We start from the raw sequence: 20,520 nt of genomic DNA on the forward strand, positions 1-20,520 counted from the left end.
GGATCTTTCGCTGGGTTGTGATGTCAGTGATGGTTGTTGTGTCTGTCCCGCGGCTGGAAGTACTCATGGCCGCCCCCCGTTGGTGTGTGGTCTGACCCCAGTGTTGCCCTACGGACGTCAATCCGCAGGGATTTGGCAGCAGCGCTCCTCACAGGTTGATGACGCATCACTCGTGCGGACGGTTCATCCCAACTCCACTGTCTCTTCGGGTGGTTCGACGTGGCCTGATGGGGCTAGTCCGGTCGGGCGGCGGGCGCGTTTTGCCTCGTACGAGCGCTGTGAGGCCCGAACGAGCGCGGTGCCCCGCTGCCGATGAACGGCGGCGGGGCACAGGAGGCGAGGCGCGAGGGCCCTCAGGCCGGCGAGCTGAGAAGAGGTGCGGGGGTGAGGCGGTGGGTGAGGACCGGGAGCAGTTCGGCGACGCGGTGCGGGCGGTGGGCGGCGATGCCGGGCGGGGCGGGCGCCAGCGGGACGAGGAGGTCGGTGGCGGCCGGCTGGCCGGTGGCGCCGTCGGCGGTGCAGTCGCCGTGCAGCCAGAGGGTGAGCATGTACAGCTCGGGCACGGACAGCAGGCGTGCCTGGTAGGGCTGCTTCATGTTCTCGGCCTGGCGCAGGGCGCGTTCGGTGGCGGTGACGTAGGGGCCCTCGAAGAAGTGCGAGAAGGCCCAGCCGTCCGGGGTCAGCATGGTGTCCGCGGCGGCCACGGCGCGATCGCCGCAGCGGATCAGGAAGCGCCAGCCGGCGAGTCGGGTCGTGGACGCACCCGGGGTGATCCGGTCGAGGACGTGGACGGGCAACGGGAGTTCGGGGGTGACGGGTCCCTGGGCCTTGCGCAGGGACGGGGTGCGTGCCTCGCGGACTGCAGTGGGGGAACCGAGGGCCGTGAGGACGGTGCGAAGGGCGGGCGCGGGAGCCGGGGGTACGTGCAGCGGCATGGTGGGTCGCCTCTCATTTCGACAGGCACAGTGGCGCGAGGGCGGGGGCGGACGGCGCTGTCAGCTCTCGGGGTCAGAGGGGCGGGGGATCCGGACCTGCCGACTGGGTACTGCCTGCAGCGCGTACTTCGACGTCAGGACCCGGGACCGCGAGTGCCAACTCTCTGCCTCGTTCGCGGAGTTTATACGACACGTGTTCAGACGGTGTTTCGTCTAGTCGTCCTGAATATGAAAAGCAAGGTGTGAATCGGCCACGGAAACGAGAAGTTCATCCCGATTCCATGCGGCCGCGCCGCGGTGACCTCGGAATTCCCGGCAGCAGCGGTCGGCCGATTCTCGTCGGCGTTTTTCACGAGATCGTGACCGGGTGAAACTGCGTGCTGCTTCATGCCTGGCGAATGTGCCTCCGGACAACTGGTTCCAGCCTAGCGGGCGATGGCCCTGTCCAGGGCGTTATCGATCGCGTTGCCTGGGCATCATCCCCCGTGACCCTGGACACCAGCGGCCGGATCGTCTGGTCCGCCCATCCGAGGAGGGACACTTCGATGGGGGAGAAGGTCGTGGCAGGGCCGTTCGACCTGTCCGATCGCCAGCAGTACCGCGAGAAGCTCCGGCAGTGTCTGGCGGGGCTGGCGAGACTGCTGGAGGAGAAGCGGTTCGACCGCCCGAAGAATCTCATGGGTCTGGAGATCGAGCTGAATCTCGCAGGTCCCGACGGCATGCCGAGAATGATGAATGCACAAGTACTCGAAAGGATTGCGAGCCGGGATTTCCAAACAGAACTCGCCATGTTCAACCTGGAAGTCAACATAGCCCCACACCGATTGGGCGGCCGGGTATTCGACCGGCTCGCCGAGGAGCTGCGCACCTCGCTCGCGTATGCCCATCGCAAAGCGGGGGAGGTCGACGCCGGAATCGTGATGATCGGGATTCTGCCCACGCTCGGGCAGGACGACCTGGTCTCCTCGAACCTCTCGGACGTCGACCGCTACACCCTGCTCAACGACCAGATCGTGGCCGCCCGCGGTGAGGACTTCGCCCTCGACATCGACGGCGTGGAGCGGCTGGTGTGCACGTCGAAGTCCATCGCGCCGGAAGCAGCCTGCACCTCCGTGCAGTTGCACCTCCAGGTCACTCCGGCCCGGTTCGCGGACGTGTGGAACGCGGCGCAGGCCGTCGCCGCCGCACAGGTCGCGATCGGTGCCAACTCGCCCTTCCTGTTCGGTCACGAGCTGTGGCGCGAGTCGCGGCCCCCGCTGTTCCAGCAGTCCACCGACACCCGGCCGCCCGAGCTCCAGGCCCAGGGCGTCCGGCCGCGGACCTGGTTCGGCGAGCGATGGATCTCGTCGGCGTACGACCTCTTCGAGGAGAACCTGCGGTTCTTCCCGGCGCTGCTGCCCATCTGCCAGGAGGAGGACCCCCTCGGCGTGCTCGACGCCGGTGGCGTCCCGACCCTCGCCGAGCTGGTGCTGCACAACGGCACGGTGTACCGCTGGAACCGGCCCGTGTACGGCATCGCCGACGGCGTCCCGCATCTGCGCGTCGAGAACCGCGTGCTGCCCGCGGGCCCCACCGTCACCGATGTCGTCGCCAACGCGGCCTTCTACTACGGGCTGGTCCGCGCGCTCGCCGAGGAATCACGGCCGGTGTGGATGCGGCTGCCCTTCGAGGCGGCCGCCGCCAACTTCGACGAGGCCTGCCGGCACGGCATCGACGCGCGCCTGGAGTGGCCGCGGCGCGGGCGGTACGGCGGCACGACGCGGGTGGACGCGGTGGCCCTGGTCCGGGACGAGCTGTTGCCGCTCGCCGCGGCGGGGCTGGACGCGTGGGGGGTCGAGCCCGCCGACCGCGACTTCCTGCTGGGCGTCATCGAGGCCCGGTGCCGGCTGCGCGCCAACGGGGCGGCCTGGCAGGCGGCCACCTTCCACGAGGCACTGGAGCGGGGCCTCGACCGGGGTGCCGCGCTCGCGGCGACCACCAGGCGCTACTGCGAACTGATGCACCTCGGGGAGCCTGTGCACACCTGGCCGGTCGGGCTGCCGGAGCGGGTGCCCCTGGGCTGAGTCCCGGATGCGGCCGCCTGGCTCCGGAGCCGCCGGCTCGTGGGACTCAGTTCCGGCTGCCCGCCTGCACGATGGCCTTGAGGATCACCGAGTGGATCTGCGCGGGATCGTTGACCTGCTGGCCGGAGCCCCCGGTCGCCTTGGCGATCTGCTCGACCTCGTCCCGGTCGGCGTCCGGGCCCACGGCGATCGCGATCAGCAGCACCGGACGCTGCGGGTCGGTCAGCTTCTGCAACTCGGCGACGAGGTTGGAGCGCGAGATGCTTCCCGGGTCCTGGTTGACGCCGTCCGTCAGGACCACCAGCGCGTTGAACTTCCCCTTCACATAGGAGGAGACGGCCGCCTTGTACGCGGCGAGCGTGGTGTCGTACAGCCCGGTCGCCCCGTTCGGGACCGGTGCCAGGGAGCTGAAGGCCGCCGACAGCTTGTCCCGCTGGGTGCCCTTGCCCTTGCGGTCGCCGAGGCGTTCGGTCGGCACGAGGACGCGGTAGTCGCGGTCGCCGTCGAGGCGGGTGGAGAACTTCCACAGCCCGATCTCGTCCTCCGGGGTGAAGGTGGCGAGGGCCTGGAGCAGGGACGCCCTGGTGACGTCCATCCGGGTCCGGCCGGTGCCCGGCACCGGTTCCGCCATCGACGAGGAGGCGTCGACGACCGTGGTGATCCGGGCGCTCTGCACCGTGATCGTCCACATGCCGAGGGCCTCCTGTACCGCCTTCGTGGGGGCGGGCTCGGGCGCGATCTCGTCGTACGGCTGCGGAGCGCGCCCGCCCGCCTGGGTGACCAGCGCGTCGGTGACCGTCTCGTCGTCCGTGCGGAAGCCGTACTTCTCCAGGATCTTCCGTCCCGCCGGCTCACCCAGAAGCGTCATGAACCGGAGGGCGGCCCGGCTCTCGTCGGTGGTCAGTTCCGGCTCGTCGACCAGGGCGAAGGGGTAGTCGAGCCGTGGCGAGCCGTCCTTGGGATAGAAGAGGTCGAGCCCGCTGTCGCCGTCGGCCGCGGCGTTGTGCGCGAACGCCGCCTGTTCGGAGAGGATCAGCGCCTGGTTGCGCCTGGGGTTGCCCTGTTCGGTGCCGGAGGAGTCGCGCGGGAGGGTGTCCAGGAGCTGGCTGTCGCTGTCGGACGTGCGCTGCGAGAGCGTCTTCGCCAGGGCCGCCGCCTTGGTGTCGCCACCCTTGGTCCCTGCGGCGGCGGTGCTCAGCTGGGTCAGGGCGAGCAGGCCGGTGGCGCTGCGCGAGGGGTCCGCGGTGCCGAGCCTCAGCTCGTCGTCCTCCATCGCCGCACCGGCCAACTCGGTCCAGGAGTACGTCTTTTCGGGCCACCCCAGCGACTTGGCGGCCGACGGGACCATGGCGATGCCGACGGGAGAGGACGCCACACTGCCCGCGGGGGTCACCTGCGTCGACTTGCTGTCCGCGGCGACGCGCTGCAGCCACAGGTCGGAGTCCGGCACCCACGCCTGCACGTCGGACTTCCCGCCCGACGCCAGAGCGTCCGCGACCTTGTACGACGTGCGGGCGGTGATGCCGATGTCCAGGCACCGCCCGTCGGAGGTGATGTTGTGGGCGCGGGCGTACTCGGCCGTGGCCCGCAGGGCGGGCGCCATGTCCGGCGACGCGGCGACCCTGACGCGCACCGCGTCGTCCTGGCAGGAGGATCCGAAGGAGAACAGGCCGCCACGGACCGCGGCCGCCGTACCTCCCGCGACCACGAGGACGAGCACCGTGGCGACGGCCACATTGCGGCGGCGCGCGCGGGGGCGGGGGTCGGCGGTGCCCGCTCCGTACGCGTCGGGCAAGCTGTGACGTCCCATGGCGGTCGTGCCCTCCCTGTTGAGCCTTGAGCGGCGAAGCAGCCGTAAGGCAGGAAAAGGGGAGGTACGCCCCGTACGGCGTCCGTCCCCCCGACGGCCTGTCGCGCACGATCTTCGTAACTTCTTTCGAGACCCTAGCGGGGCGAAGATGGGGATGAGGCGGGATTACTCAACTGGAGGCGGGAGTGCAGGTGGAGGCGGGGTCTGTGGCCGAATCTTTTCCGAAGGAGAGGCTGACGCGACGGATACTCCGGGACGAGACGCTGCTCGTTCTGGGGCTTTCGCTCGGTGCGAGTGGCGTGTCCGCGCTGATCAGCTTTGTCGGATCGGTCACCAAACCGGGGGGTCTGAAGCATCAGGCGGCCACCCTCGTCGGCTCGGCCGCACCGGGGCGGCCCTGGCTGGATCTGGCCTGGCAGCTCTTCGGTATCGCGTCCTCGCTGGTACCCGTCGCGCTCGTCGCGCACCTCCTGCTGCGCGAGGGCGAGGGGCTGCGCGTGATCGGATTCGACCGCACGCGCCCGTGGCCGGACCTCGGGCGCGGGGCCGCGGTCGCGGCGGTGATCGGCAGCACGGGCATCGCGTTCTATCTGGCGGCCCGGGGCCTCGGTTTCAACCTCACGGTGGTGCCGGAGGCGCTGCCCGACGTGTGGTGGAAGCATCCCGTACTGATCCTCTCCGCGATCCAGAACGCGGTCCTCGAAGAGGTGATCGTCGTCGGGTATCTGCTGCGCCGCCTCGGCCAGTTGGGCTGGACGCCGGGGACCGCGCTGGTGGCGAGCGCCGTGCTGCGCGGGTCGTACCACCTCTACCAGGGCATCGGCGGGTTCGTCGGCAACATGGTGATGGGCGTGGTCTTCGTCTACCTGTACCGGCGGTGGGGGCGGGTCGGCCCCCTGGTGGTGGCGCACTCGCTGCTCGACATCGGGGCGTTCGTGGGTTACGCGCTGCTGGCGGGGAAGGTGGGGTGGCTGCCGACCGCGTGAGCGAGACGGGCGGCATACGGGAGTCCCGTACGCCGCCCAGGGCGTGCCGTCAGACCAGCAGCTCGCCCTCGATGGTGGTGACCGCGCGGCCGATGAGGTGCGTGCGGGCGCCGTGCAGTTCGGTGCGGACGAGGCCGGATCGCGGGGAGGCCTGGAGGCCGGTGAGGCGGGGGCGGCCGAGGCGCTCGGACCAGAAGGGCGCGAGGGCGGTGTGGGCGCTGCCGGTGACCGGGTCCTCGTCGATGCCGACGTTCGGGAAGAAGCAGCGGGAGACGAAGTCGTGCTCCGCGGAGGGGTCTTCGGCGCGGGCGGTCGCGATGATGCCGCGCTCCGAGTGCCGCATGAGGGCCTTGTGGTCGGGGGCGAGGTCCAGGACCGTCTTCTCGTCGGCGAGTTCGACCAGCAGGTCGCCGACGTTCGGGCCGGTGTCGAAGGCCGCGAGGGGCTCGGCGCCCAGCGCCTCGGCGACGCCGTCCGGGATCTCGACCGGCGCGAGCGGGGCGGTCGGGAAGTCCAGCGTGATGGACCCGTCGGCGTGCGGAGTCGCGACGAGGACGCCGCTGTGGGTGGCGAACCGTACGGCCCCCTCGTGGGCGCCCGTGGTGTGCAGGATGTGCGCGGTCGCCAGCGTCGCGTGACCGCACATCGCGACCTCGGCGGCGGGCGTGAACCAGCGCAGCGCCCAGTCCGCCTCGCCGCCCTCGGGCAGGCGGTGGGCGAACGCCGTCTCGGCGTGATTGACCTCGCGGGCCACGTTCTGCAGCCAGGCATCGTCCGGGAAGGCGTCCAGGAGGAGGACACCGGCCGGGTTGCCGGAGAAGGGGCGATCGGTGAAGGCGTCGACGATTCGAATCCGCATGGACTGACGGTAGCCATCGCCAGGGGCCGCGCGACAAGGCCAATTCCGGGGTTCTGGACCGGTTGGCGGGGCGCGGGCGAGGTCGGGTGCGTGGGTTGCGGGGTGGCCCCCGGCAGTTGCGAACAGGCGTATCAGGGCCTGTACGGCTTTTGCGGCGTCCGGGGTTGTCAGGACGAGGACCAGGTCAGGGGTTTGCATCAGGCGCCCGCTCCAGACGCGGAAGACGGGGCTTGCGTCGGGGCCGCCGGTCTCGAAGGAGACGGTCCCGACGCAGCGGCGCCCGGAACGGAGGGTCGTCCGTGAGTCGCAGGTGACGGAGGGGAACAGACGGCCGAGCACGCCCTCCCGAGCCGCCGGCACGAGCCCCTCCTGGACCGGCAGAACCATGAGTCCGCGCCCCACACGTGCGGGCCGTCACCTCACGCCGACCCCAGAACCTCCGCGATCAGACTCCGGAACCGCTCGTCGTCGAGGAACGCCCGGTAGTCCCGGTGCGGGGACAGGCGTTGGTCGAAGGCCTGCATCCTGCGCAGGGCGGCTCGCGTTGCCGGGGTGGCCGTACCGATCCGGGCCAGGGCCTGTAGCGCCTCGGCGAATGTTCCGTAGCTGTCGTCGCCGTCGGCCATCGGCAGGACGAACTCCTCCAGGACGGTGACGCTCGGCTCCGGCTCGCCCGTGATCGACCACAGGACGTGCGCCGCCTGCAGTCGGCCCCAGCCCTCGGTGTTCTCCAGGATGTGCCGTACCTGGTCGGCGTACGGCGCGGCCTCGGGGCCGAAGTCGGCCAGCAGGTGGACCGGTCCGTAGTACGGGCCCTCCTCGTGCAGCATCGCGTCGCCGATCAGCCGCAGGGCCGATCCGTCGGTGTCGTCGCCGAGCCGCCAGGCCGCCCACAGCGCCTTCGCGTGGTGCGCCGGCTGGTCGGGGAAGATGAGGCCGCGCAGGGCGGGTGCCGCGGACGCGGCGGCCGGTCCCATCGCGGCCAGGACGTCGGCGACCAGCCACGAGTCGCCCGGCTTGTTCAGCAGGGCCACGACCTCCGGCAGCGCGGGCAGTGCGTCCGGGCCCCAGGCCGCCAGGACCCGCAGGAAGGCGCCGGTGAGCGGGCCGGGGGCGCCGTGGTGGGCGTCGTGTTCCCGGATCACGTTGCGCAGGGCAGGGAGCAGGACGTCCGCGTGCGCCCGCAGTGGAACCAGGATGTCGTCGATGTCCGGAAGCCGGGGGTCGCTCAGGCAATAGCTGCGTGAGTACTGCTCCCGGTACGGCTCGTAGAGCCGCTCGACGAGCCCCGGGAGGGCGCGCGGGTCGCCGATCCGGGTCAGCGCCCAGCGTGCGAAGTCGCCCACGCCGCCCTCGATCATGAGGTCCTCGCCCGGGTCGTCGACCAGCTCGGCGAGCCGGTCGGCGTACGCGGCCGCCCGGGGACCGAGCACCGCGAGAAGGTTCGCCGCCTTGAGCCGCATCTCGTCGGCAGGGTCCGACAGCAGGCCGCCCGCCACCGGCAGCAGCGCGGGCGCCGCGGACGGCCGTACCACCAGCAGCCGCCATGCCTCGTCGAGCACCGCCCGGCGCAGCCCGGTGTCCTGCGGCCGGTGCGCCCGCCCGGCCAGGCGGACCAGGAACGACGTCGCCGTCTCGGGGGTGTGGTCGAACAGGCCGGCCGCCCAGGAGGCGACGTCATCGCGTGTGAAGGGGTCGTCGACGCCCGGCACGTACCAGACCTCCTCGAACCTCGGCCGCACGGCGGGGTCGGAGAGGGTGTCCAGCAGGAGGTCGATCTGCTCGACCGGTACCTGGGGGTCGAGGCGCGCCCAGGCGTGCACGGCCGCGACCTTCATGACGGGTTCGCCGTCCCGCAGCACGTCGGCCAGGACTGTGCGCGCCTCCTCGACCGCGTCTGCCCCCGGGGCGGCCGCGGCCTCGCCCAGCGCGAGCAGTACCGGCAGGCGCAGCGTCGGATCCGTCTCGGCCCGCCAGCGCTCCAGCAGCGGTGCGACGCCCGCGAGGGCGAGGGAGCCTCGCCGGATCTCGGGGTCCGGGTCCGCGAGCAGCGCGAGGACCGCGGGCCGGTGGCGTTCCCATGCCGCCGGCCACCCTTCGTCGACGAGGTGCGGTTCGGCCGTCGCCGCCGCCCAGAACAGGCTCTCCAGCAGGTCCACGAGCGAGACCCGCACCGCCAGGCCCGGATCGGCGGCCAGCTCCACGAGGAACGGCAGCGCGGCGGTCGCCGCGGAGGTCACCCGGCCGTTCCCGGCGGCGAGGCAGAAGTAGAGCGGGGCGCAGTCCTCGTCCGTCGCGGCCGCGCCCGCCAGCGCGAGGCGCCGCAGCGCGCGCGGCACGCCCGTCACCGGGTGCTGCGGCAGCGCCGACTCGAGCCGGTCCCAGTCGATGCCGTCCAGCGTTTCCAGCGATATCCCCGCCATGCCAATCCCACCCCTGACCTCGGTCGACGGGGCTGCCCGCCGCCCCGGCCGTCATTGTCCATGGGCAGAGGGTTGCCAGACAAACGCTTCCGATATATCGTTGACGCATCGCGACCGATCAACGATGGAATGGAGTGATTGCGATGCGTACCCGTGGAGAAGACTTCGGATACGAGCACGGACATGGGCACCACGGCGGGCCCGGCCATCGAGGTCGGGGCGGCTTCGAGGGGCTGCGCGCGGCCTTCGGACCCTTCGGTCCGGGTGGTCCCGGCGGCGGCCCCGGCTTCGGTGGACCCGGGGGTCCCTGGGGCGGGCGTGGCGGTCGGGGCGGACCGCGGGGGAGGGCACGGCGCGGCGACGTACGCGCGTCGATCCTGGCCCTGCTCAAGGACCGGCCCATGCACGGCTACGAGATGATCCAGGAGATCGCCGAGCGCAGCGGCGGGGCGTGGAAGCCCAGCCCGGGTTCGGTGTACCCCACCCTGCAGATGCTGGAGGACGAAGGCCTCATCACCAGCGAGAGCGAGGGCGGCAAGAAGCTGTTCGCGCTCACCGAACCCGGCCGTACGGCGGCCGACGAGGGTCCGGACGCGCCTTGGGAAGAGGCCGGGCGCGGCGTCGACTGGGAGGCGCTGAGCGAGATCCGGACGGCCGGTGTCGGCCTCATGGAGGCGTTCGGCCAGGTCTGGAAGACCGGCAGCAAGGACCAGCGCGACAAGGCGCTGGCGGTCATCAACGAAGCCCGTAAGAAGCTGTACCTGATCCTCGCCGACGAGGACTGACGACGTGCTCTGGTACGTGCCGGCGCCCCGCGGAAGTGTTTCCGCGGGGCGCCTTTCCGTCTACGCGGGCTGGATTCTTGGACCGGGCGACCAGTGCTCCGGTTCTCAGGAGCCGGGCCGTCGGGAGGCAGGCCCTCCGGGCTCGGGTGCCGAGGCGCGGGCGGCTCAGGCCACCAGTCCGCCGAGCTTCCGCAGCGACTCGTTCAGCGCGGCCGTGGCCGAGTCCTTCAGCTTGCCCGCCATCAGCGAGACGGCGGCGCCGGTGAACTCTCCGTCGATGCGCACCGTCGTGGCGTCTCCGTCGGGGATCAGTGTGTAGCGCGTGGCGACGACCACCGCCATCGGGCCCTTGCCGCGGATGGCGAGGATGCGGGCGGGTTCGAGTTCCTCGATGGTCCAGTTGACCTCGGCGGGGAAACCCATGAGCTTCATGTTCTCCTCGAAGGTGCCGCCGACTTCGAGGGCCGCGGGGCCGCCCTTCGGGAAGCTGGTGTGCGTCGAGTTCCACTCCCCGTACGAGGAGAAGTCCGTGAGCTGCGCCCAGACCTTCTCGGCAGGCGCCTCGATACGTGCCTCCGCGCTGACTTCGGCCATGCGACCACCCCTTCGTTTCGGGCGCTGCGCCCGGCGCAGCTACGGTGTCGCGGAACGTAGCCGCAGGGCCCGGAACATTCAATACTGATGAACCGTCAGGAATTGTGGAGGGGTTCCGGCTGCTCTCCGGGCCGCCGGCTCAGCCCACCTGTCGTATCTCCGCCGCGTCGAACACGTCCCACGCGCGCGGGAAGGGCCCTTCGTCGTGGCAGTGCCACGCGTCCCAGAACAGATCGGCGAGGAGCGCGTCCTCGGGTGCGTACACCCGATACACGTACTGCCTGCCGTCGACCGCAGGCAGGGCGACCATCCAGCACCTGCTCTCCATGCCTGTGGTGACGAACGCCGGAGTGGCCGCGGTTGCCTGAGGGGCGCGAGACAAGTCGGCGCGCGCCCCGAGGGGGAGAACGGCGCGATGTCATCCGTAAGGAGGAGAGGCTTTCCGTGTTTGCCCAACCTGTGTCGGACGCGAGAATGCTCCCCTTCGGGGATGACCGGGCGCCCAGAGGTTGATGGGGTGGGGACTGTGCACTCCCGTATCCCCCAGCAGCAGGCCGCCGACAGCGGCTCCCACCGCGCGGAACTCGACGCCGAGCTAGCCGCCGGACTCACCGTCGAGCTGGCCTCGGTGGTCGCCGGGGCGCGCAGAAGGGCGCTGAGGGACGGGGACCGGCAGATCGACACCGCCCATCTGCTGCACTCCCTGCTGGAGTCCGACCCCGACGTGCGCGCAGCCTTCGACGGGGGGCGGCAACTCGCCCGGCTGCTCGGCTACCTCGTGCAGCGCAGCATCGGCTACGGGCTTCGCTGGCAAGGGTCCGTCGAGGACTCCGGCGCCGTGCCGGTGGTGGCCGGGGTGGCGGGCTGGTCCCCGGCGGCCGCCGGAGCCATGGGCGACGCGTGCGAGCGCGCCGGACGGCGTGGCGAGGAGCGGGCCTGCGGCCTCGACCTGCTTGCCGCCGTCGTGGCCGACACCCGGTCGCGGGCCGTCGAGGTCCTCGGACGCGCGGGTGTCGACGCCGGGGCGCTGCTGCTGCGCATCGAGGGCGGGGTCGCCTTCGAGGGGCGGGTCGGGGACGGCGAAGCCGCCTGCTGACCGGTCCGCATACCGGTCCGCATACCGGTCCGCTTACCGACTCCTCGGCCGCCGGCCGCTGACCGCTGGCTTCTTGGCCGCCCCCAAGGTGGTCTCATTGTCGATTTCTCGATGTTCCCCGACCTGCCCCTGGGAGATCTGTCGACGTCCATGCGTTGAGACAGGTGTCATTGGGGGTGACGGTCATGTCGTCGCCTGTCATCATGTGCCGGTGCATACGTTTCAGGACAGTCGGGGCAATCGTGGGAAGGGCGTCGGGCTGGGGCTCGCCGTCGTGTCGGCGATCGCCTTCGGCGGATCGGGTGTCGCGGCCAAGCCGCTGATCGAAGCGGGCCTCGACCCGCTCCACGTGGTGTGGCTGCGCGTCGCGGGCGCCGCGCTGGTGATGCTGCCGCTGGCCGTCCGCCATCGCGCACTGGTCCGCCGGCGCCCCGCACTGCTCGCCGGGTTCGGACTGCTAGGCGTGGCCGGTGTGCAGGCCTGCTACTTCGCCGCGATCTCCCGGATCCCCGTCGGTGTCGCGCTGCTCGTCGAGTACTTCGCGCCCGCCCTCGTGCTCGGCTGGGTGCGGTTCGTGCAGCGCAGGCCCGTGACACGGGCCGCGGCGCTCGGGGTCGTCCTCGCCGTGGCCGGGCTCGCCTGTGTTGTCGAGGTGTGGTCGGGGCTGAGCTTCGACGTCGTCGGCCTGCTGCTCGCGCTCGGCGCCGCCTGCTGCCAGGTCGGCTACTTCGTCCTGTCGGACCCGGGCGGCAAGTCGGGGGAGGAGGCGCCGGACCCGCTGGGCGTCATCGCGTACGGCCTGATCGTCGGCACCCTGCTGCTGACGGCGGTCGCACAGCCCTGGACCATGGACTGGTCCGTGCTCGGGGGCAATGCCGAGATGAACGGCACGTCCGTCGCCGCCGCCCTTCTGCTGAGCTGGATCGTGCTGATCGCGACCGTCGCCGCGTACGTCACCGGAGTGCTCTCCGTGCGCAGGCTCTCCCCGCAGGTCGCGGGCGTCGTGGCCTGTCTCGAAGCGGTCATCGCGACCGTCCTGGCCTGGGTGCTGCTCGGCGAACACCTCTCGGCGCCGCAGATCATCGGCGGTGCGGTGGTGCTGGCCGGCGCGTTCATCGCGCAGTCGTCGGCGCCCGCGAAACCCTCGGACGGACCGGTCGCCAGGGGTGCGGACCGTGCCGGTGCCGAGGAACTCGAAAGGGACTTGTCCTCCCGTGGCAGCGCCGCCTAGGCTGCTGATCATGCACTCGGACGCACTCGTTCTTCCGCCTCCGGCCGCCTGAGGCGGGCCCTCCGGAATCCTTGCCCGGCATGACCACCGGGCGAAACGGTGCTGCCCGCAGAAGAAGTCCGAGGACCTTTCCGTCCGCCGGTGCCCCGCGCACCGGCGGCGACGTGGTCCTTTCCCGAACTTCTGCATCCTGCGGAGAGAACACGTGTCGAATGCTGCATCCAGCGCCGTCGCCGGCGCTGCTTCCGGCCTGCCCGTCGGGCGAGGCCTCCTCTATCTGATCGTCGCCGGTGCCGCCTGGGGCACCGCGGGCGCGGCCGCGTCACTGATCTACCGGTCCAGTGATCTGGGCCCCGTCGCCCTGTCCTTCTGGCGCTGCGCGGGCGGGCTCGTCCTGCTGCTCGCCGTGCACCTGCTGCGCCGGCGGTCCCGGCCCGCCGTGCGCGAGCCGCTCGGCCGCAAGGCGCTGCGGGTCGGCGTCACGGGCCTGGGCCTGGCCGTCTTCCAGACCGCCTACTTCGCCGCCGTCGAGTCCACCGGACTGGCCGTGGCGACCGTCGTCACGCTCGGCGCCGGTCCCGTGCTCATCGCGCTGGGCGCGCGGCTGACCATGGGGGAGCGGCTCGGTGGTGGCGGGATCGCCGCCGTCGCCGGGGCGCTGTCCGGGCTCGTGGTGCTGGTGCTCGGCAGCGGGGGCGCGGCGGTGCGGCCCGGAGGCGTCGCGCTCGCGGTCGTGTCCGCCGCCGGGTACTCGGTGATGACGCTGCTCACGCGGTGGTGGGGACGGGACGGCTCCGCCGACGCGTCCGGCACGACGCTGTGGGCGTTCGCGGTGACGACGGCCTGTCTGCTGCCGCTCGGCCTGGCGGAGGGCCTGGTCCCGCACACCGCCCAACCCGCCCACGTCCTGGGCCTGTTGGTGTATATCGCCGCCGTCCCCACGGCCCTGGCCTACGCCCTGTACTTCGCGGGCGCGGCGGTGGTCCGCTCCGCGACCGTCTCCGTGATCATGCTCCTTGAGCCGGTCAGCGCCGCCGTACTGGCCGTGGCGCTGCTCGGCGAGCGGCTGACCTCGGCGACCCTCGCGGGCACCCTGCTGATGCTGGGATCGGTCGCGGGACTCGCGGCGGCGGAGGCGCGCGGCGCGCCCTCGGAGCGGGCGACCCCCGAAGAGGCCGCACTCGTCTGACGTACGAAAACGGGGTGCGGGCCCGAAAAGGCCCGCACCCTTACGCCGTTGCGCCCCGCCTGCGTGCCAGGTGCTCCCGCGCCGCCGCGTCACCCGGCCCGCCCCGCGCAGTCAGCTCGGCCGCGATCCGGTCCTGCACCTCAGTCGTCCGCTTGCCGCCGTACTTGAACTTCGCCCGTACGTCGATGACTTCGAGGCGCAGGCCGCGGATGCCGGAGAGCATGCGGCCGTATGGAGCCTCGCCGACCGCCGCGCGTGCGGAGCCGCCCTCGGGCTGGAAGTGGCCGACCTGGCGGTTCAGCAGGTCGGCCTTCTCCGACGCGTCGTCCACGAGGTGGGCGGTGCAGCGGAGTTGGACGGCCGCGTAGAAACTCGTGGGCGTGCCGTGCTCGGGCGGGGTGTCCGGCGCGGCCTGCCAGGGGCCGGGTACGTAGACATAGTCGTCCACCACGCTCAGCAGCACGACGGGGTTCGCCTCCAGCGCCGGCCACAGCGGGTTGGGGCGCGCGAGATGGGTGATCACCCGGCCGTGCGGGCCGCCCGTGGCCTCGTAGACGAAGTGCAGGGGCTGGACGTGCGGTGGCTCGCCCGGCAGACCGTTGACGGCGAGCTGCCCGAAGTCGTGGGTGGCGAGCCACTGTTGCCATTCGCTCTCGTCGTGCGGCGCGTCCCAGGGATGGATCAGCATCACAGGGTCGTCAGGTAGTCGGGGAGTTCGATGCCGGGGGCCAGGTCGGCGGCCGGGATCGGTGTGCCGTAGCCCTTGGCCAGGGGGAGGACGCCGGTCCAGTGCGGGAGGTCGAGGTCCTCCGGCTCGTCGTTCGGGCCGCCGGTGCGGAGCTTCGCGGAGACCTCGTTCAGGTCGAGGCGGATCACGGCGGTGGCGGCGAGTTCCTTGGCGTTGGCGGGCCGGGAGTCGGCGGAGCGGCCGGGGACGACGTGGTCGACCAGCGCGTCCAGGGCCTCCCGCTTCTCGTCCGGGTCCGTCACCTGGTGGGCGATGCCGTGCACCACCACGGAGCGGTAGTTCATCGAGTGGTGGAAGGCGGAGCGGGCCAGGACCAGGCCGTCCACATGCGTGACGGTGAGGCAGACCGCGAGCCCCGGGTCAGCCTGCCCCGTCATCCGCAGCGGCCGCGAGCCCGTCGAACCGTGTACGTAGAGGCGCTCGCCGACCCGGCCGTAGAGGGTGGGGAGGACGACCGGAGCGCCGTCGCGGACGAAGCCGAGATGGCAGACGTACCCCTCGTCGAGTATCGAGTGCACCATCTCGTGGTCGTACGCGGCGCGCTCGCGGGAGCGCGTGGGGACGGTGCGGTCGGTCGGGGTATAGGCGGCGGGCTGCGGCATCCCGGGCTGGGGGCTCGTCACCGGCATTGCGTTCTCCATTGCACTAGTGCATAATCTGGTTTGTGCTAGGAGAGTATCGGATCGAAGGCCGGCGCGCAGCAGAGATTTCCGCGAACGTCGAGCGTGCGGTGGGGTCGGGAGAGCTGCGGCCCGGGCAACTGCTGCCGCCGATGCGGGAGTTGGCGCTCGAACTCGGAGTGAATCCGAATACCGTCGCCGCCGCCTATCGCACACTGCGCGAACGCGGGGTCATCGAGACCGCGGGGCGGCGTGGCAGCCGGGTCCGCGCCAAGCCTGCGACGACCGGTCGCGAGGACATCCGTGTCGACGTGCCGCCCGGGGTGCGCAACCTCGCCGACGGCAACCCCGACTGCGCCCTGCTGCCCGGCCTCGCCGATGCGTTCGCCGCGGCTGCCGCTCTCTCGGACCGCGAACCCGTGCTCTACGGAGAGCCCACCGTCGAACCCGAGCTGGCGCGGCTGGCGCGCGCCGATCTCGACGCGGACGGCGTACCGGACGGGCCCGTCGTCGTCACCTCCGGCTCGCTCGACGCCATCGAGCGCGTGCTCGCCGTACATCTCAAACCCGGGGACACGGTCGCCGTCGAGGACCCCGGCTGGGGAAGCCTGCTCGATCTGGTCCCGGCGCTCGGTCTGCGCACGATCGGCGTGGGTGTCGACGACGAGGGCCCCCGCCCCGAAGACGTACGGCGCGCCCTGGAGGGCGGGGCGCGCGCCCTGGTCGTCACCGACCGGGCGCAGAACCCGACGGGCGCCGCCGTGAGCGCCGCGCGGGCGCGTGCCCTGCGCTCGGTGCTCGAACAGCACCCGCAGACGCTGCTCATCGAGGACGACCACGGGCACCACATCGTCGACCTGCCGCTGCATCCGCTCGGCGGAACCACCCGCCACTGGGCCCTGGTCCGCTCCGTCGCCAAGGCCTACGGCCCCGACCTGCGGCTCGCCGTCCTCACCGGAGACCCCCTCACCCTTGACCGGGTGAGCGGCCGGCAGCAGGTGGGCCCCGGTTGGGTGAGCCGCCTGCTGCAGCGGGCCGTCGTACGGCTGTGGGTCGACGGAACCGTGGACGTACCCGCCGTGGCGGCGTCGTACGGGCGGCGCCGTGCCGCGCTCATCGACGCCCTCGCCGAGCGCGGAGTGGAGGCACAGGGGCGCAGTGGGATGAACGTGTGGATCCCCGTGCCGGACGAGACCGGGGCGGTCGCGCGGCTGCTGCACGCCGGGTGGGCCGTCGCGCCCGGGGCCCGGTTCCGGATGGGCGCGCCGGCCGGCATCCGGATCACCGTCTCCGCCCTGGCGCCGGAGGACTTCGGACCGCTGGCGGACGCCGTCGCCGCCGCCGTGGGCCCGGCGCCCGCCCGCCGCTACGTGTGAGTCACCGCCGCGTCCGGGACTGCGTGAGCGCCGCACCCGCCAGCACGATCACCGCACCGACCGGCGTCGACCAGGCCAGCGACTCGCCGAGGATCGCGACGCCCGCGGCGGTGGCGATGACCGGAATGAAGTAGGTGACCATCTGGGCCGTCGTCGGGCCGACCTCGGCGACCAGGCCGTACTGAATGAGCACGGCGAGCCCCGTGCCCAGGGCGCCCAGGGCCGCTGTCGCGAGCAGCGGGACGACTGGGAAGTGGCTCGGCAGTGTGGTGAACAGGGGTGTGACGAAGGCCAGTTGGACGGTGGCCAGGAGGAGTTGGGCGCCGGTCATCGACAGGTGTGACCGACCCGAGTCGGCCAGGGTGCGGCGGACGTATATCCAGCCGATCGGATAGCTGAGCGAGGCCAGCAGAGCCATCGCGGTGCCCCTGGCGTCCAGGCCGCTGAAGCCCTGCCAGGCGCCGAGCACCGTCAGCACGCCCAGGAAGCCGATGCCGAGTCCCGCGACCCGGCGCCGGGTCGGCCGGTCCTCGGAGAGGGCGACCAGCGACAGGGCCATGCCCCACAGCGGCGAGGTCGCGTTGCAGATGCCCGCGAGCGTCGACGGGATCGTCAACTCGGCATAGGCGAAGAGCGAGAACGGCAGCGCGTTGAGCAGGAACGCCGCCACCGCGAGGTGCCCCCAGGTGCGCGCACCGCGCGGCAGCCGCTCCCGCTTGACCGCCATCGCCGCCGCGAGCACCGCGGTCCCGAACACCAGCCGCCCGAGCGTGACCTGGAAGGGGGCGAAGCCGTCCGTGCCGACCTTGATCAGGAGGAAGCTGAAGCCCCAGATCAGCGAGAGGACGCCGAAGCGGATGCGCCAGTCCAGGGCGGGTCGGCCGGGGCCGCCTGCGGCTGGGCCGCCGACGGTGGCCGCGGCGGTGTCAGGGGTTGCGGTGGCAATGGTGGAGGAGGCTTCGGTGTCGGGATCGGGTTCGGCTCGGTGCGCGGCGACGGTGCTCATGGAAGCAACGATGAGGCAAGACGATCTCGTAGCACAACCGAGATTTTTCGCCTGGTATCTCGTAGCATTGCTTACATGTTGAACCTGGAGCGGCTGCGCACCCTCGACGCCCTTGCCCGGCACGGCTCGGTGAGCGGTGCGGCCGAGGGGCTGCACGTGACCACGTCGGCCGTCTCGCAGCAGATGTCCAAGCTGGAGCGCGAGGTGGGGCAGCAACTGCTCGCCAAGAACGGCCGGGGCGTGCGCCTCACCGACGCCGGGCGGCTGCTCGCCGAGCATGCCGCGCGCATCCTGTCCCAGGTCGAGCTGGCGCGGTCCGACCTGGAGGCGCAGCGCGGGCAGGTGGTGGGCGAGCTGCGCCTGTCCGCGTTCCCGACGGCCGCGCGCGGGCTGTTCCCCGCCGCGCTCGCCGCGCTGCGTGCCGGTCACCCCGCGCTGCGGGTGCGTTCGTGCGAGCAGGAGCCGGAGGCCGGGGTCGCCGGCGTGGTCCGGGGCGAACTCGACCTGGCTGTCGTGCTCGACTGGTACAACAAGCCGATGCCGCTGCCCGACGGCCTGGTGAAGGCCGCGATCCTCGACGATCCGGCGGACGTGGCGATGCCGGTCGGCCACCGGCTAGCCGACCGCGCCGAGGTGGACCTCGGCGAGTTCGCCGACGACGAGTGGATCACCTGGGGCGAGGGCGAGTTCTGCCACGAGTGGCTGATGTTCACGCTCCGCTCCAAGGGCATCGAGCCGTGCATCGGGCACCGCGCCGCGGAGACGCACACGCAACTCGCGCTGGTCGCCGCGGGTCTCGGCGTGTGCATCGCCCCGCTGCTCGGCCGTCATCCCATGCCGGGCGGGGTCGTCACCGTGCCGCTGCGCCAGCGCGTACGACGGCATGTCTACGTCGTGTGGCGGGCGGACGCCGACCGCCGCCCGTCGATCAGGGCGGCGGTCCAGGCGCTGCGCGCGGCGGGGGAGGCCGTGGGCTGACGTTCCCCGCGCCCCGCCGCACTCCCGGTTCTCCGCAGTTAGAACGAAGCCAGCTTCCGGAAGTCCCAAGAGGCGACGGACTCCGGTGTCAGGCGCATCCAGGCGTGGCGGCCGTCGTGCGGCATTTCGTCGAGGCCGAAGTTCTTCCGGGCGAACAGCGCCTCCACGGCGGTGAGTTCGGGGCAGGGCTCGCCCGTGCGCGGGGCTTCGCCGATGAACTCGACGGTGCCGGACAGTTCGGCGCCGCGCAGTTCGCCGTACTCCTCGCCGGTGTCGACGACCACGGCGACGCGCGGATCGCGGCGCAGATCGGCCCAGCGCTTGCTGCGGGTGATCGAGTACAGCCACAGCGCGGCGCCGTCCCAGGCGAACCAGAGGGTGCTGACGTGCGGGGCGCCGTCCGCCGAGACGGTCGCGACACGGCAGGTGCGCTGGGTGGTCAGGAACTCGTCCAGCTCACCCGGGGTCATCATGATTCTGCGGCCCCGGCGCTGAGTGACGGCCATGCGGTCCCCTCTTCTCCGACTTCTCCGGCCGCGCGCCAGAAGGTCTGTTCCAGCAGCGCACACGAGAAGATCCTCTGACGCTTCGTCAGAACAGCATGGGCCGTCTTCCGTCCGCACGCAATGGCGGCTACTCTCGCCCGCTCCGCAACCCTGCCCCACCGCCCGCGACCGGGGGAAGCCATGCCGCCGCACCAACAGCTCAGTGAACTTCTCGACCCCGCGACGACGGTCCTGCTCACCGTCGAGTGCCAGCAGGGTGTCGTCGGCACGGACAGCGCCCTGCCCGAACTCGCCAAGGAGGCACGGTCGTCGGGGGCGCTCGCCAACGTCGCCCGGCTGGTGACCGCCGCGCACGAGAGCGGGGTCCAGGTGATCCACGCCATCGCGGAGCGGCGTCCGGACGGGCGGGGCGCCAATCGCAACGCCCGGCTGTTCCGTGCGGCCGAACGCCTGCCCGTGCAGCAGCTGTCGGGCAGCACGGCCGTACGCGTCGCGGCGCCCATCGAGGTCGCCGAGGAGGACTTCGTCGTACGCCGTCTGCACGGGCTGTCGCCGATCACGGGCACCGACGTCGACCCGCTGCTGCGCAACCTGGGCTGCCGCACTCTCGTGGTGACCGGTGTCTCCGCCAACGTGGCCATTCCCAACGCGGTGTTCGACGCGGTGAACCGCGGCTACATCGCCGTCGTTCCCACGGACGCCATCGCGGGGGTGCCCTCCGACTACACCCCCGCGATGATCCGCAACACGCTCGCCCTGGTTGCCACGATCACCACGACCGACGAGGTGCTGGCCTGCTTCAAGCGACCGCGCAGGACTCCGGCAGAGGCTTGAACTCCCGCCTGGTCAGGCGAGCTTGATCGAGTCCCCGTCCACGGTGATCTGCTCCGCGGGCAGCGGCTTGGTCGCGGGTCCCTTCTTCACGCTGCCGTCCGCGATGGAGAACTGACTGTGGTGGCAGGGGCAGGTGATGGCGCCGTCGGTGATGCCCGTCACCGCGCAGCCCTGGTGGGTGCAGGTGGACGAGAACGCCTTGTAGGTGCCCGCCGTCGGCTGGGTGACCACGATGCCCTGGTCCTTGAAGATCTTGCCGCCGCCCTCCGGGATGTCCGCCGCCTTCGCGAGGACGGTGCCCTTCGCGCCCGCGGAGTCGGACGAGCCGTCCTGCGACCCGCACGCGGTCAGCGCGACGGCGATTCCCGTCGCTCCGGCCGCCGCGATGACGGTACGACGGGCCGGCCCCGAGGCGGGCTGAAGCGATTCGCTGGTCATGCGGACGTTTCCTTCCGAGGGGCGTCTGGTGATCTGTACGGAA

At 71.8% G+C, this 20,520-nt stretch carries 20 protein-coding genes; 9 read left to right on the top strand and 11 right to left on the bottom strand.

Going from position 1 to position 20,520, the window contains the following annotated elements; translation table 11 throughout:
- Positions 1-353: 353 nt before the first annotated feature.
- Positions 354-935 carry a hypothetical protein gene (locus AB5J56_RS37750; protein WP_369239721.1) on the bottom strand — a complete coding sequence of 194 codons (582 nt, stop codon included), beginning with the start codon at positions 933-935 and terminating at the stop codon, positions 354-356.
- Between the two features lie 545 nt (positions 936-1,480).
- On the opposite strand from AB5J56_RS37750, the gene AB5J56_RS37755 reads away from it, so the two are divergent.
- Positions 1,481-2,998, top strand: a complete 1,518-nt coding sequence (locus AB5J56_RS37755; RefSeq protein ID WP_369239723.1) for a glutamate--cysteine ligase — start codon at positions 1,481-1,483, stop codon at positions 2,996-2,998.
- Between the two features lie 46 nt (positions 2,999-3,044).
- Here the strand turns inward: AB5J56_RS37755 and AB5J56_RS37760 are convergent, their stop codons facing one another.
- A complete protein-coding gene (locus tag AB5J56_RS37760) occupies positions 3,045-4,808 on the bottom strand; it encodes a substrate-binding and VWA domain-containing protein (RefSeq protein ID WP_369239725.1) in 1,764 nt (587 codons plus the stop codon).
- Between the two features lie 185 nt (positions 4,809-4,993).
- Here AB5J56_RS37760 and AB5J56_RS37765 point away from each other — a divergent pair, with 185 nt between their 5' ends.
- The gene (locus AB5J56_RS37765; RefSeq protein ID WP_369239727.1) at positions 4,994-5,794 is read left to right on the top strand and encodes a CPBP family intramembrane glutamic endopeptidase; all 801 of its coding nucleotides are present in this window, start codon (positions 4,994-4,996) and stop codon (positions 5,792-5,794) included.
- Between the two features lie 49 nt (positions 5,795-5,843).
- Here the strand turns inward: AB5J56_RS37765 and AB5J56_RS37770 are convergent, their stop codons facing one another.
- The gene (locus tag AB5J56_RS37770) at positions 5,844-6,653 is read right to left on the bottom strand and encodes a PhzF family phenazine biosynthesis protein (RefSeq protein ID WP_369239729.1); all 810 of its coding nucleotides are present in this window, start codon (positions 6,651-6,653) and stop codon (positions 5,844-5,846) included.
- 419 nt (positions 6,654-7,072) lie between these two features.
- A complete protein-coding gene (locus AB5J56_RS37775; RefSeq protein WP_369239731.1) occupies positions 7,073-9,076 on the bottom strand; it encodes a hypothetical protein in 2,004 nt (667 codons plus the stop codon).
- A 143-nt stretch (positions 9,077-9,219) separates the two neighbouring features.
- On the opposite strand from AB5J56_RS37775, the gene AB5J56_RS37780 reads away from it, so the two are divergent.
- Positions 9,220-9,861, top strand: a complete 642-nt coding sequence (locus AB5J56_RS37780; RefSeq protein ID WP_369239733.1) for a PadR family transcriptional regulator — start codon at positions 9,220-9,222, stop codon at positions 9,859-9,861.
- Positions 9,862-10,026: 165 nt separating this feature from the next.
- On the opposite strand, the gene AB5J56_RS37785 is transcribed toward AB5J56_RS37780, so the two are convergent.
- Positions 10,027-10,455 (bottom strand): SRPBCC family protein, encoded by a 429-nt coding sequence (locus tag AB5J56_RS37785; RefSeq protein ID WP_369239735.1) that lies wholly within the window; start codon positions 10,453-10,455, stop codon positions 10,027-10,029.
- A gap of 139 nt (positions 10,456-10,594) precedes the next feature.
- A complete protein-coding gene (locus tag AB5J56_RS37790; protein WP_369243032.1) occupies positions 10,595-10,783 on the bottom strand; it encodes a hypothetical protein in 189 nt (62 codons plus the stop codon).
- 189 nt (positions 10,784-10,972) lie between these two features.
- On the opposite strand from AB5J56_RS37790, the gene AB5J56_RS37795 reads away from it, so the two are divergent.
- The 3 genes from AB5J56_RS37795 (at position 10,973) to AB5J56_RS37805 (ending at position 13,971) form a co-directional block, all read left to right on the top strand.
- Positions 10,973-11,551 (top strand): Clp protease N-terminal domain-containing protein, encoded by a 579-nt coding sequence (locus AB5J56_RS37795; protein ID WP_369239737.1) that lies wholly within the window; start codon positions 10,973-10,975, stop codon positions 11,549-11,551.
- A 205-nt stretch (positions 11,552-11,756) separates the two neighbouring features.
- Positions 11,757-12,782 (top strand): DMT family transporter, encoded by a 1,026-nt coding sequence (locus tag AB5J56_RS37800; RefSeq protein ID WP_369239739.1) that lies wholly within the window; start codon positions 11,757-11,759, stop codon positions 12,780-12,782.
- Positions 12,783-12,987: 205 nt separating this feature from the next.
- Complete coding sequence (locus AB5J56_RS37805; protein ID WP_369239741.1) at positions 12,988-13,971, top strand: DMT family transporter; 984 nt, start codon at positions 12,988-12,990, stop codon at positions 13,969-13,971.
- Between the two features lie 40 nt (positions 13,972-14,011).
- Here the strand turns inward: AB5J56_RS37805 and AB5J56_RS37810 are convergent, their stop codons facing one another.
- Together AB5J56_RS37810 and AB5J56_RS37815 are read right to left on the bottom strand one after the other, a co-directional pair.
- The gene (locus AB5J56_RS37810) at positions 14,012-14,659 is read right to left on the bottom strand and encodes an FMN-binding negative transcriptional regulator (RefSeq protein WP_369239743.1); all 648 of its coding nucleotides are present in this window, start codon (positions 14,657-14,659) and stop codon (positions 14,012-14,014) included.
- Positions 14,659-15,360 carry a pyridoxamine 5'-phosphate oxidase family protein gene (locus AB5J56_RS37815; RefSeq protein ID WP_369239745.1) on the bottom strand — a complete coding sequence of 234 codons (702 nt, stop codon included), beginning with the start codon at positions 15,358-15,360 and terminating at the stop codon, positions 14,659-14,661. Before AB5J56_RS37815 ends, AB5J56_RS37810 begins: the two co-directional genes overlap by 1 nt.
- A gap of 23 nt (positions 15,361-15,383) precedes the next feature.
- Between AB5J56_RS37815 and AB5J56_RS37820 the strand changes: the two genes are divergently transcribed.
- Positions 15,384-16,715 carry an aminotransferase class I/II-fold pyridoxal phosphate-dependent enzyme gene (locus AB5J56_RS37820; RefSeq protein ID WP_369239747.1) on the top strand — a complete coding sequence of 444 codons (1,332 nt, stop codon included), beginning with the start codon at positions 15,384-15,386 and terminating at the stop codon, positions 16,713-16,715.
- Between the two features lies 1 nt (position 16,716).
- On the opposite strand, the gene AB5J56_RS37825 is transcribed toward AB5J56_RS37820, so the two are convergent.
- Positions 16,717-17,721: a DMT family transporter gene (locus tag AB5J56_RS37825; RefSeq protein ID WP_369239749.1), complete on the bottom strand. Its 1,005-nt coding sequence runs from the start codon at positions 17,719-17,721 to the stop codon at positions 16,717-16,719.
- A 75-nt stretch (positions 17,722-17,796) separates the two neighbouring features.
- Here AB5J56_RS37825 and AB5J56_RS37830 point away from each other — a divergent pair, with 75 nt between their 5' ends.
- Positions 17,797-18,699, top strand: a complete 903-nt coding sequence (locus tag AB5J56_RS37830) for a LysR family transcriptional regulator (RefSeq protein WP_369239750.1) — start codon at positions 17,797-17,799, stop codon at positions 18,697-18,699.
- Positions 18,700-18,737: 38 nt separating this feature from the next.
- Here the strand turns inward: AB5J56_RS37830 and AB5J56_RS37835 are convergent, their stop codons facing one another.
- Positions 18,738-19,205, bottom strand: a complete 468-nt coding sequence (locus AB5J56_RS37835; protein WP_369239751.1) for a pyridoxamine 5'-phosphate oxidase family protein — start codon at positions 19,203-19,205, stop codon at positions 18,738-18,740.
- A gap of 180 nt (positions 19,206-19,385) precedes the next feature.
- On the opposite strand from AB5J56_RS37835, the gene AB5J56_RS37840 reads away from it, so the two are divergent.
- Complete coding sequence (locus tag AB5J56_RS37840) at positions 19,386-20,039, top strand: cysteine hydrolase (protein ID WP_369239752.1); 654 nt, start codon at positions 19,386-19,388, stop codon at positions 20,037-20,039.
- Between the two features lie 12 nt (positions 20,040-20,051).
- On the opposite strand, the gene AB5J56_RS37845 is transcribed toward AB5J56_RS37840, so the two are convergent.
- On the bottom strand, positions 20,052-20,477 hold the full coding sequence (locus AB5J56_RS37845; RefSeq protein WP_369239753.1) for a Rieske (2Fe-2S) protein: 426 nt from the start codon (positions 20,475-20,477) through the stop codon (positions 20,052-20,054).
- Positions 20,478-20,520: the final 43 nt, after the last annotated feature.

This window comes from Streptomyces sp. R21 (assembly GCF_041051975.1).
Classification (GTDB): Bacteria; Actinomycetota; Actinomycetes; order Streptomycetales; family Streptomycetaceae; genus Streptomyces.